Genomic DNA, 11276 nt, shown 5'->3' with positions numbered 1-11276 from the left:
CATGCGAAGCCCTTTTTCCGCCCGTCATCACCTCCAGTCGGCACGCCAGAGGGGAGAGGAAATGCAGGTGCTCAACGGCCAGTGCCCGACTCAATTTCCGCAGGGGCTCGGTGCATCCGAAAAGCCCGTTCCGCGCCGGCCGCCTGCTGGGAGCAGCTCAGGGCAGTCGGCCGCAGGCCGACCGGGGGTGGCGGGTCGCCTTCTTTGCCTCCTTTCTTGGCGAAGCAAGAAAGGAGGTCGCCCGCCGGGGCGAAATCCCGGCCAACCTCACGCCAAACACCGGAACACCGTCCCGCAAGGGCTCACCGGTTCGAGGTCGAACGGAATGAGACAACGACCTTCACGGAAAGTCTGAAAAGCGCTTCCCCCCCGACAGGCAAGGCTCACCAAGCCCGGCGTGCCTGCCAGGGCCAGTGTGTACATACCTAACGCGAACATCGCCAATGAATTCGACCCCACGGGCCGTCCTGCCGCGCGTCAGCCCGCGCCTTCTTCCCACAGCTGTCCACCCTGCCCTGGCGCCTTAAGCCCAAAGTGCTGCCAGATCGACGCGGTGGCCATGCGGCCTCGCGGTGTGCGCTGCAGGTAGCCTTGCTGGATGAGGTAGGGCTCCAGCACGTCCTCGATGGTGTCGGACGATTCGCCGATGGCGGCGGCCAGGTTGTCCAGGCCCACCGGGCCGCCACCGAATTTCTCCAGCATTGCCCCCAGCAGCTTGCGGTCCATCAGGTCCAGGCCCAGGTGATCCACGTCCAGCATGGTCAGGGCCAGGTCGGCCACTTCGGCCGTGATGCGGCCGTCGGCACGCACCTCGGCGTAGTCGCGCACCCGGCGCAGCAAGCGGTTGGCAATGCGGGGCGTGCCCCGGGCGCGGCGGGCGATCTCGAAGGCGCCGGTGTCGTCGATCTCCACGTCGAGCAGGCGTGAGGAACGGCTGACGATGTAGGCGAGCTCCTGGGCGGTGTAGAACTCCAGCCGGGAGACGATGCCGAAGCGGTCGCGCAGGGGGTTGGTGAGCATGCCGGCGCGGGTGGTGGCACCGACCAGGGTGAAGGGCGGCAGGTCCAGCTTGACCGAACGGGCGGCGGGGCCTTCGCCGATCATGATGTCGATCTGGAAATCCTCCAGCGCCGGGTAGAGGATCTCCTCCACCACCGGGCTCAGGCGGTGGATCTCGTCGATGAACAGGACGTCGTGGGGCTCCAGATTGGTCAGCAGGGCGGCCAGATCACCGGCCCGCTCCAGCACCGGACCGGAGGTCTGGCGCAGGTTGACCCCCATTTCGGCGGCCACGATGTGGGCCAGGGTGGTCTTGCCCAGGCCCGGCGGGCCGAACAGCAGCACGTGATCCAGGGCTTCGCCGCGCTTGCGGGCGGCCTCGATGAAGATGCTCAGCTGGTCGCGGATCTTCTGTTGGCCCACGTAGTCGGCCAGACGCTTGGGGCGCAGGGCCCGTTCCAGGGCTTCTTCCTGGTTGCTGGCACGCTGGGGGGTGATGAGGCGGGCAGAGGGGTCGGGTGCGCCGCCCTTGATGTCGTCAGTCTGGATCATGCGCCGCGCTCCATGGCTTCTTCCCGCGCATCGCTCAGGGCTTCGTCAGTTGCCTCGACGGGCCGGCTGGCGGTCCAGCTGATGAACAGGGCCTGGCCGAGGGCCAGGAAGGTGGGGCCGAGGAAGATGCCGATGAAGCCGAAGGCCAGCACGCCGCCGAAGGCCCCGAGGGCGATCAGCAGGATGGGCAGGCTGGCCGTGCGGCTGATCAGGAAGGGCTTGAGGAAGTTGTCCACCGAGCTGATGGCCAGCACGCCCCACAGCACCATGAAGATGGCCCAGCCGCTCTCGCCCTGCTGGTACAGCCAGAAGGCTGCGCCACCCCAGATCAGTGGCGGGCCGACCGGCACCAGGGACAGGAAGAACACGCCAGCGGCCATCAGCAGGGCGCCGGGCACGCCGGCGATCAGGAAGCCCACCAGGGCCACCAGGGCCTGGGCGGCCGCGGTGCCGACGATGCCGATCATCACCGCCTTGACGGTGTTGCCCGCCAGTTCCAGCAGCTCACCCCACAACTCGCCGCCCAGGCGTGCGGCGCCGTTTTCCAGCTGAGCCTGGATCCGCGCCCCATCGCGGTACAGGAAGAAGACGATGAACAGCACCAGCGAGATCTGCAGCAGCCCCTGGCCGACCAGCCCGCCGAGGCCCAGCGCGAACTTGCGCGCCGGCTCCACCGCCTGCAGGGCCAGCTTGCGCATCTCCACCTGGCTGTGGGTGAGCTTGCGGATGTAGGCGTCGGCGTCCGGCCCCACGAGCGGGATGTCCTTCAGCCAGGCCGGCGGGCGGCCGTCGGACTGTTCGATCTGGGTGCGGATGTAGTCCACCAGGTCCACCGCCGAGTCGGTCAGGGAGGCCGTCAGCCCGATCATCGGCACCAGCAGCACCGCCGTCAGCAGCAGGGTCATGGTGATCGCCGCCAGCCCCTCCCGTCCGCGCAGGCGCCGCAGCAGGGACTGGTACAGGGGCCAGGTGGTGATGCACACCGTGCCGGCAAACAGGATGGCCGCGAAGAAGGGGCTGAGCACGAAGGCGCAACCAAGGAGCAGCACGGCCGTGATGGCCAGCTGGGCAGTGCGTCGGGGCGTCATGGGGTGGGGGTCTCGTGTGGGCTTGCGGGGATTATCCCTGATTCTTCCGCCCTGCAGCATGGCAGCTACCGCAGCTCCGATGACGTTCAGCTAGCCGGCTTCAGGCGTACGTAGATCGTCTTGTCGACCCGCGCCACCACCTCGCCCTGGCGATTGAGCACATCCACCGAGAAGGTCGGCTCGTGCTTGTCGCCGTTGGCGGTGGCCTGGCGGATGGCGTCGATCTGCTCGGGCGTGATGCGGAAGGTGGCGCGAACGGTGCCGCGTCCGGGCAGTTGGTAGTCGATGGCTGAGGCCTTGTCCCACACCACGTAACGGCGCCCGAGCTGGTGCATGATCAGCAGGGCGAAGAAGGGGTCGGTCATGGCGTACAGGGAGCCGCCGAAGTGGGTGCCCATGTAGTTGCGGTTGAGCAGGCCCATGCGCATGCGCACCTGCGCCTCGGTGTAGTCGGGGGAGATGCGTTCCACATGGATGCCGGCGCCGATGAAGGGCGGCCACAGGTTCATCAGCAGGCGCAGGCTGCCGCTGCCCAGCTTGACGTTGCGCATGAAGCCCTGCTTGAGTTTCTGGCTCATGGGGCGGTGCCGGCTCAGGCCTTGGACAGACCCTTGAGGGCCTGGCGGATGCCGTCCGAGACGCCGATGCCGTCGGGCAGGGCCTTGGCGGCGCCGAGGGCTTCCTTTTCGTTGTAGCCGAGGGCCAGCAGGGCGTTGATGATGTCGGCCCGGTCGCCGCCCGGGAGGCTGGTGGCGACGCTGCCGGCTACGGCGGGCAGTGCCTTGGCGAGCTTGTCGCGCAGCTCCAGCAGCAGGCGTTCGGCGGTTTTCTTGCCGATGCCGGGGATCTTCACCAGGCGGCCGCTCTCTTGCAGGGCGATGGCCTGGGCCAGATCGGCCACCGACAGGCCGGAGAGCACCGCCAGGGCGGTGCGGGCGCCGATGCCGGCGACCTTGAGGAGCTGGCGGAAGGCAGCCCGCTCGTCCTCGGTGGCGAAGCCGTACAGGAAGTGGCCATCTTCGCGCACCGCCAGGTGGGTGGACAGGCTGACAGTCTGGCCGGTGGCGGGCAGGCCGTAGAAGGTGCTCATGGGCACTTCCAGCTCGTAGCCGACGCCATTCACGTCCACCAGGATCTGCGGGGGGTTCTTCTCGGCCAGGCGGCCGGTGATGCGTCCGATCATGAGTGCTTTCAGGGGTTACGAGTAATCGGCGGCGGTGAAGGCTGGCAGGGCCTCGGCACTGGCCGCCAGGGCGGCGATGCCCGGGTAGTCGCTGTCGGCCACCAGGCCGGGGGCCGAATAATGGGTGAAACGCCAGGCCACCGCTACCGTGATGTCGGCCTGGGTGGGGCGCTCGCCACACAGCCAGTCGTCATCGCCCACGTGCTGTTCCAGTACGGCGTAGGTGTCGGCGATCTGCCCCTCGATCCGGCGCAGCCAGTCCGGGTCACGGAGGGTCTTGTCACGCACCTTGGTTTCATACGCCCGATGCACACTCTTCTCGGCGGCGGCCAGGCCCAGGCTGGTGAGCTGCAGGCAGCGCCGGTAGAGGGTCGGGTCGGTGGGCCACAGGCTGTGGCCGGGGGCTGCCACGTGTTCCAGCCAGGCGATGATCTGGGAGCTGTCCACCATCACCTCGCCATCGTCGAACACCAGGGTCGGCGCCTTGACGAGCGGGTTGATGGCGTGAAATGCGTCGAAGTTGCGGAAGACCGACAGGGACTGGTGCTCCAGGGGAATTCCGAGCATCCGGGCGCTGATGAAGGTGCGGCGGACAAAGGGTGAATCCAGCATGCCGATGAGTTTCATGGGGAGCCTCCGGAGGCGGGTTTAGCACAAAGGGCAGCACTGCGGCGCAGGCGGGCGAGGACGGCGTCGGCCTCCTCGCGGTTTTTCACCGGGATGCGGGCCTCGTGGCCGCTCCCCAGGTTGCCACCGCCGTAGTAGATGCGGATATCGTCGGGCCGGGCATCCACGTACTGGACGATGCCCAGGTTGATCCAGCGTTGCACCCCGCCATCGGCGGGTACGGGAAACAGGCAGAAGGCGGTGGAGCCGGTGTCCTGGGCCAGGGCCGGAACGGCCTGAAACAGGAGGGCGAAGAGCAGGGCTGTACGCATCAGGCGCGCCTCGTGGCCAGGAAGCCGGCTATGTCGTGGAGGCTGGCTGCCACCGGTACCCGGGCGGCGCGCAGGTCGTCGGCGGGTTGCAGCAGGTCGGGCACCATCACTACCCGGGTGCCGGCCGCCAGGGCACCGCGCACGCCGGCGTTGGAGTCTTCCAGCACCAAGCAATTCTCCACTGCCACGCCAAGCCGCGCCGCAGCGGCCAGAAAGATGTCGGGCGCCGGCTTGCCGCGGCTCACTTCGTCACCGCAGACCATGCCGTGCACCCGCGGCAGCAAGCCTACGGCCGCCAGCTTGGGTTCGGCCCGGGAACGGCGGGTGGAGGTGGCCACCACACGGCCCAGGCCCAAGGTGTCGAGCACGTCGAAGAGGGCGGTGACGCCGCCCTTGAGGGGGATGCGTCCTTCGGCGATGGCTACCTCGTACAGACGGCCGAAGGTGTCGTAGAGCGCGGCCGTGGGGTAGTCCTCACCCAGGTGCTGGCGGATCACCGCCGGGCCGTCTTTCGAGTTGAGGCCGACCAGGGCCAGGCCCACCTCGTAGCGCCACGCCACGCCCAGTTCTGCCGCCGCTTCGGCCACTGTGGCCAGGGCCACCCGCTCGCTGTCGAGGAGCAGCCCGTCCATGTCAAAGATGACGGCGTGGATGTCGTCGGGGGCGAAGGGCAGGGAGAACGGCTGGGTTTGCGTCATTGGATGGCTCCGGGCCAGCGTCCGAAGGCCAGGGTGGCCGCCAGCACCAGGCCGTGCAGGTTGGCAGCGAGGATGGTGAGTTTGAGGGCCGGGGCCAGCTCGGCGGGCTCGTGGGCGTGGGCCATCAGGGTGCGGGCTGCCCGGAAGGAGAACACCAGGGTCATCGCGGCGGCGGCGGCGCCCTGGGGCAGGCGGTCGCGCCCGACCATCAGCACCAGCCAGGCGTAGGCCACCAGCACCAGGCCGAGCAGGGCCCACTTGGCGTTGTCGGGACCCAGGCGGACCACCAGGGTGCGCTTGCCGGCGGCCTCATCACCGCGCCGGTCGGGGAATTCGTTGATGAACAGGATGGCCGCCACCAGCAATGCATAGGACAGGCCGGCGACCAGGGGCGTGGCCGAGAAGGCGCCGCGCTGCACGAAATCGGCGCCCGCCACGACGATCAGCCAGCCCGCCGCCACGGCAGCCTCGCCCAGGCCCCGACTCACCAGGGCCAGGGGTGGCGCGGTGTAGGCCCAGCCCAGGAACAGCCCGGCCAGGCCGATCAACAGCAGCCCCGGCGCCGACTGCAGGCTGAGCCACAGGCCGGCCGGCACTACCAGGGCCAGCAGGGCATAACCCAGGCGGCCGGTCTCGGCTTCGCTGAGCACGCCGTTCTGGATGAAGCGGCTGCCGCCGGTGAAGGGGAAGAGGCGCTCGGTGTTGGCCGCGTCGGCGCCGCTGCGGGCGTCGTAGTAGTCATTGAGCACGTTGATGCCGGCGTGGGCGAGCAGGGCGAAGAGCACGGTCAGCACCGCCTTGGGCGTGTCTACCGGCACGCCGCTGCCATGGGCCGTGGCCAGGCCGATCAGGCAGGCGAACAGGGTGACCCCGAGAAAGGCCGGGCGGGTGGCCAGGAGCGCGGCGAGAAGCGGCCTGGCACGCAGGCCGGGCGTGGGTTCGGCGGGGACGCGTGTCTGAGACATGGTAGATGCAGGCAATTTGGCAACCTATGCTGCGTTCCCTTTGCGACGGGGTCAAGCTTTGCGGCCTCGCGTCTCGCCTGCCAGCAAGCTGCGCCAGTGGAGGTGCTGCAGTGCCGACAAGGCGAGGATGGCAACGGCAATGGCCGCAGCCAGGCGCAGCCATAGCGCCGCACCTGTTGCATAGTGCCCCCTGTCGGTGCTCAGCAGGAACTGCAGCGCCGAAAAGACTTTGTCGTACTTGACGATGGTGGCCTCCGATCCAAGGATGAAGCACAGCGGCGCCAGCGCGGCCCCTGCTGCGAAACCGAGCGCCAGGCCCGCGCGGGGCCGGGCGCCGACGGCCAGGGCCGACAGGCTGGCACCGCTCAGGGCGACGGCCATCAGACCCAGGGCAAGAAGTGCGCTCGCCACGAAGCTGCCGCCGCGGCCGACCAGCTCGGTGAGGTTGTCGGTGGCGGCCAGGGTGATGACCACATGGAACAGGGGGCCGGCGGCGACGGCGGCGACGATGGCCCAGTTGAGCAGCAGCGGAAGACGGCGGGCATTGCCCAGGGCGGCAGCGGCTGCGAAGCCGCCGATGACCTGCAGGCCGACAGCCATCCACAGCGCGATGAAGCGGCCCAGTCGCTCCCACTCCCACCGCCAGCCCAGGACGGGGGATCCGACGATGTCATCCATGCTTTCGGTGGGCACACCGATGCGCAACAGGGTAAAGACGAGGGTGCCGCTGGCTGCGAGCCACAGGGGTGCCGCGAGCATGCGCGATGCCAGCCGGCCGTTGCCCAGCGGCAGCGCCGCGTTGGCGAGCAGATAGCTGGCGACGGCAAGTGACAGCAGGGACAGGGCGCCGGTGGGGCCGCCGGACACCAGTTCGCGGACGTTGTAGGGTACGCCCGGCAGGCGCACCGCGATGCCGATGGCTACCGCCAGCCCGAGCACAGCCAGAGCGTGGCTGCCCAGACCGGGAAGGCCGGTTGGGCGGGCGGACACCGGGCGCGGCTGACCTGACGCTTTTGGGGCCGGTGAGGGCGCGGCGCGCGCGAAGGGCGGTGGCGGTGTCGGGCTCGAGGGCTGGTCTGCGGCGCGCATCAGCGTTGTCGCCAGCAGCAGCCCGAGCCAGCCGCCTAGGAGTTCAAGGAGCACGTCGGTGGGGTCGGCCACCTTGCCGGGCAGGAAGATCTGCCCGCCTTCCACGAGCAGGGCGATGACGAGCAGCACGCCCACGCCGGAGCGGCTGTGCCGCCCGTCCTGTCGCCGGCTGGCACGCGCCATGCCCCACAGCAAGCCACCGGGCAGGAACAGGCCGATCTTGCGCAGCACTTCATTGGCCGCGTTGTACTCGTCCTGGACCTGGTAGTTGGCGAAGGGAACCTGCAGCAATGAACCTTCGACTGGACTGAGCTGGAAATTGAAGGGGAACCAAAACAGCGCGAGAATTGAAACCGCCCACCCCGCCCAGGCGGCATACCAGCCCCCCTCTGAACGCTGGCGGCTTGGGGAGGGGGCACGTAGAGGCCGGGCCAGGGCGGCTCCGAGGAAGCTGCCCACGCCGGCCAGCACGATGTCGGTGATGTCTGTCCAGCGGGAGTAGACGAACAGTTGGAGGCTCTCGAGGGCCGCCGCCAGCAGCATGCCGATCAGTGCAACCTGTAGCGTCCGGCCACGCCCGGACAGGCTCAGCAAAACCCCGATCGGCATCCACACCGCCATGTCGGTGAAACACTCGTAGACCCGGTCTGCCAGGGATCCCCGGAGGCCGGCGAACGGGATCAGCACGATGCGCCCCTCCGACCACTTGTGATAGATCTCCACCGGGCTGATGGTCAGGTCGAGGGGCAGCAGGTTAAAGGCCGCTAATACGACAAGGTAGAGCTTGAGGACGCGGACCAGCCGGTCGGTGCTACGTTCGTGCTGCCACCAGCCAGTCAGCCAGCGGGACACCGGTTCGCCCCAGATGTGCTGGCCCATCAGGCCGGCGACGGCGCCGAGCGCCTGGGCCTGGATGTCACTAAGAGAGACGTTGCGGGGGGGAAAGAACTGCTGGGTGAACTCGACCCCGGCTGATATCAGGCCGATGCCGATCACGATCAGGCCCCTGGCCAGCAGCCGCCCGAGGCCCGACTGGCCAGGCAGGAAAAGGGCGCCGGCAGCGAAGCTGATGGGCACGGTGAGCAGGAAGTTGCTGGCCCAGTCGATGCTGCCGCCCTGGCCCTGGGGTGCATCACGCAGGGCGAGGAAGGCATCGACTGCCGTGCGCCAGGGCATGGGCTGATAGTTGAGGGGCACCAGGCTGCCATAGATGAGGAAGGTCAGGCTGCCAAGGAAGACGTAGGTCCACAAGCGTGACAGCACGTGAGCCGGGTCCTGCGGGGGGGGCCGCCGGTCCGTGCCGGAAAACTGGGCTTGGGGGGGCATGCTGGAATCACGGCCTGTAAGAGGAATCCGCCATGGTACTCAGCATCCGGATGCTGCTCAATGCAGGACCCGACGGCCGGTGACGAATACGTTTAGCATGGCGTTGTGCCACTTTATTCCCATCCCGACGCTGTGTTGTCAGACCAACAATCGGCCCGCGTGCATCGACGTATCCTTGCCCTTGCGTTCATCGTCAGCGCCATGCCGCTCTCCGCCGCGACCCTCGTCGTCGGTCCCGGCGCGGCGTTAACCCGCGTTGCCGACGCCGCGCGCCTCGCTCGGGACGGTGACACTGTGTTGATCCAACCCGGCACCTATCTCGGCGACGTGGCCGTATGGCCGCAGAAATCCCTGGAGATCCGTGGCGTCGGTGCACGTCCGGTGCTCGATGCAGGGGGCACCGTGGCCGCTGGAAAGGCGATCTGGGTGTTTTCCGACGGGCGTTTCAAGGTCAGTAACATCGCCTTCCGCGGCGCCCGCGCGGCCGACCACAATGGTGCCGGGATCCGCTTTGAGCGCGGTCGTCTGGAAGTGAGCGACTGCCTTTTCGAGGATAACGAGCACGGCATCCTCACCGCCAACTTTGTGGATGCCGAGTTGAGGGTGGTGGACAGTGTGTTCCGGGATGCTCCCCGGAACACCCGTGCCCTGCATCATCTGCTCTACGTCGGTCGCATCGCGCGTCTGGCGGTGGAGGGCAGCCGCTTTCATGGTGGCTACCAGGGGCATCTCCTGAAAAGTCGGGCCCGCCGCAACGACATCCGCTACAACCTGCTGGTGGATGGGCCGGCCGGGCATGCTTCATACGAACTGGAGTTTCCCGAAGGCGGGGTGGCGGCGGTGGTGGGCAATGTGATCGGGCAGGGGGCGGACAGCGCCAACCCCACCCTGCTGGCTTACGGCGCCGAAGGTAGCCACTGGCCGGAGAACCGCCTGCTCATGGCCCACAATACGCTGATCAGCGAGGGCTGGCGGCCGGCCCTGTTTGCCCGGGTATGGGGCGACAGGCTGCCTGCCGATACCCGTGTGGTGGCGCGCAACAATCTCACGGTGGGCGTGGGGATGTTCACCCTGGCCCTGCCGGGCTGGCACCGGGGCAACCATGCCCTGCCACCGGGCACCCTTGATCCGGCGCGGCTGGATTTCACCCTGACGACCGATTCGCTGCTGCGTGGCCGGGTGGAACGGGTTGAGGAGACGACGCTGAGGCCGGTGGCCGAATTCCGTTTCCCCATCGGTACCCGGCCCCTGGTGGAACCCGCCCGCTGGGCGCCCGGGGCCTTTCAGCGGGCGGAGGCGGTGCTCGCCAGAGAACCTTCGCCCTGACGGGCTGCGGTGCGAGCACCTTCGGACGGCCGAGCGGTGCTTACCGGATAACCTCCGCCCTGACGGGCTGCGGTGCGAGCACCTTCGGACGGCCGAGCGGTGCTTATCGGATAACCTCCGCCCTGACGGGCTGCGGTACGAGCACCTTCGGACGGCCGAGCGGTGCTCATGCCGCCGGCCGGGGAAGCGCCTTCTCTCCGTCGGGGATGACCGTGACGCGGACGTCCGGTACCTGGGCCTGGCCGCCGAGGATCACGCCGCGCAGGGGCGACACGTCCTGGAAGTCGCGGCCCCAGCCCAGGGTGACGTGACGCACGTCGGGCTGGATGCCGTTGGTCGGGTCGTACTCGACCCAGCCGTTTTCCGGGCACCACACCGCAACCCAGGCGTGGGAGGCGTCGGCACCGATCAGGCGCGGCTTGCCCGGTGGCGGGTCGGTGAGCAGGTAGCCCGACATGTAGCGTGCCGGCACCCCCACCGAGCGCAGGGCGGCGATCATCAGGTGGGCGAAGTCCTGGCAGACCCCGCGCTTTTTCTTCAGCACCTCGTGCACCGGGGTACTCACCTCGGTGGCCTTGGCATCGAAGGTGAAGGTCTTGAAAATCAGCTCCATCAGCGCCCGGGTGGCCACCAGCAGGGGTAGGCCGGGTTTGAAGGCGGTCAGTGCAAACTCCGCCAGCTGGGTATCGCGGGGCACGCGGGGCGAGGCGTAGAGATAGCGTAGTGCGTCCAGGGTGTCGGGGTCACGGGGCTCCGGCCGGTAGCGCAGGCTGTCGCGCACGCTCTCCCACTCCGGTGATTCCTCGGCCTTGGGCAGCGGCCGGCGGATCACGGTGACGTGGCTTTCGGCCCTGACCAGCAGGCCATCGTGGGGGGTGTCGAGGGACAGCCAGGCCACCGGATTGCCGAAGGCGTCTTCGCCCTCGGTCAGGCGGGCCAGGTCGGGCTCGATGGTGATGACCCCCGATTCCCGGCTCTGCCAGGGCAGCTCCCGGGGGATCAGGTGCAGCAGGTGCTGGGCCAGGGAAACCGGCACGCCGCAGGGGGCGTACTCGGTTTCATGGATGATGGTGTAGGGAACGCGGCGGGTCATGGCGGGAGGGGGCACGGTG

General features: G+C 68.5%; 11 protein-coding genes. 1 reads left to right on the top strand and 10 read right to left on the bottom strand.

Going from position 1 to position 11276, the window contains the following annotated elements; genetic code table 11:
- Positions 1 to 477: 477 nt before the first annotated feature.
- The 9 genes from ruvB to ACIQ09_RS10700 all read right to left on the bottom strand — a co-directional run bounded on the left by ruvB (position 478) and on the right by ACIQ09_RS10700 (position 8775).
- The gene (ruvB, locus tag ACIQ09_RS10740) at positions 478 to 1551 is read right to left on the bottom strand and encodes a Holliday junction branch migration DNA helicase RuvB (RefSeq protein WP_398309076.1); all 1074 of its coding nucleotides are present in this window, start codon (positions 1549 to 1551) and stop codon (positions 478 to 480) included.
- Positions 1548 to 2639: an AI-2E family transporter gene (locus ACIQ09_RS10735; protein WP_398309073.1), complete on the bottom strand. Its 1092-nt coding sequence runs from the start codon at positions 2637 to 2639 to the stop codon at positions 1548 to 1550. Before ACIQ09_RS10735 ends, ruvB begins: the two co-directional genes overlap by 4 nt.
- Before the next feature lie 86 nt (positions 2640 to 2725).
- Entirely contained in the window at positions 2726 to 3217 is a 492-nt protein-coding gene (locus tag ACIQ09_RS10730; RefSeq protein WP_398309070.1) for a DUF4442 domain-containing protein, read from the bottom strand.
- Between the two features lie 14 nt (positions 3218 to 3231).
- Positions 3232 to 3822: a Holliday junction branch migration protein RuvA gene (gene ruvA / locus ACIQ09_RS10725; protein WP_398309067.1), complete on the bottom strand. Its 591-nt coding sequence runs from the start codon at positions 3820 to 3822 to the stop codon at positions 3232 to 3234.
- Positions 3823 to 3837: 15 nt separating this feature from the next.
- Entirely contained in the window at positions 3838 to 4449 is a 612-nt protein-coding gene (locus ACIQ09_RS10720; protein ID WP_398309064.1) for a glutathione S-transferase family protein, read from the bottom strand.
- On the bottom strand, positions 4446 to 4760 hold the full coding sequence (locus tag ACIQ09_RS10715; RefSeq protein WP_398309061.1) for a hypothetical protein: 315 nt from the start codon (positions 4758 to 4760) through the stop codon (positions 4446 to 4448). The genes ACIQ09_RS10720 and ACIQ09_RS10715 overlap by 4 nt, the downstream gene beginning before the upstream one ends.
- Positions 4760 to 5458 (bottom strand): HAD family hydrolase, encoded by a 699-nt coding sequence (locus ACIQ09_RS10710; protein WP_398309058.1) that lies wholly within the window; start codon positions 5456 to 5458, stop codon positions 4760 to 4762. The genes ACIQ09_RS10715 and ACIQ09_RS10710 overlap by 1 nt, the downstream gene beginning before the upstream one ends.
- Positions 5455 to 6423 (bottom strand): prenyltransferase, encoded by a 969-nt coding sequence (locus ACIQ09_RS10705; protein ID WP_398309055.1) that lies wholly within the window; start codon positions 6421 to 6423, stop codon positions 5455 to 5457. The genes ACIQ09_RS10710 and ACIQ09_RS10705 overlap by 4 nt, the downstream gene beginning before the upstream one ends.
- A 51-nt stretch (positions 6424 to 6474) precedes the next feature.
- Positions 6475 to 8775, bottom strand: coding sequence for a VanZ family protein (locus ACIQ09_RS10700; RefSeq protein WP_398309052.1), 2301 nt, complete (start codon positions 8773 to 8775; stop codon positions 6475 to 6477).
- A 195-nt stretch (positions 8776 to 8970) separates the two neighbouring features.
- On the opposite strand from ACIQ09_RS10700, the gene ACIQ09_RS10695 reads away from it, so the two are divergent.
- Entirely contained in the window at positions 8971 to 10164 is a 1194-nt protein-coding gene (locus ACIQ09_RS10695) for a hypothetical protein (protein ID WP_398309082.1), read from the top strand.
- Positions 10165 to 10330: 166 nt separating this feature from the next.
- On the opposite strand, the gene ACIQ09_RS10690 is transcribed toward ACIQ09_RS10695, so the two are convergent.
- Positions 10331 to 11272 carry a transglutaminase domain-containing protein gene (locus tag ACIQ09_RS10690; protein ID WP_398309049.1) on the bottom strand — a complete coding sequence of 314 codons (942 nt, stop codon included), beginning with the start codon at positions 11270 to 11272 and terminating at the stop codon, positions 10331 to 10333.
- Positions 11273 to 11276 lie beyond the last annotated feature (4 nt).

It is taken from the genome of Zoogloea sp. (assembly GCF_044344315.1).
Taxonomy (GTDB): domain Bacteria; phylum Pseudomonadota; class Gammaproteobacteria; order Burkholderiales; family Rhodocyclaceae; genus Zoogloea.
The sequence above is the reverse complement of the archived record's forward strand: the minus strand, read 5'-3'. Positions and strand labels throughout refer to the sequence as shown.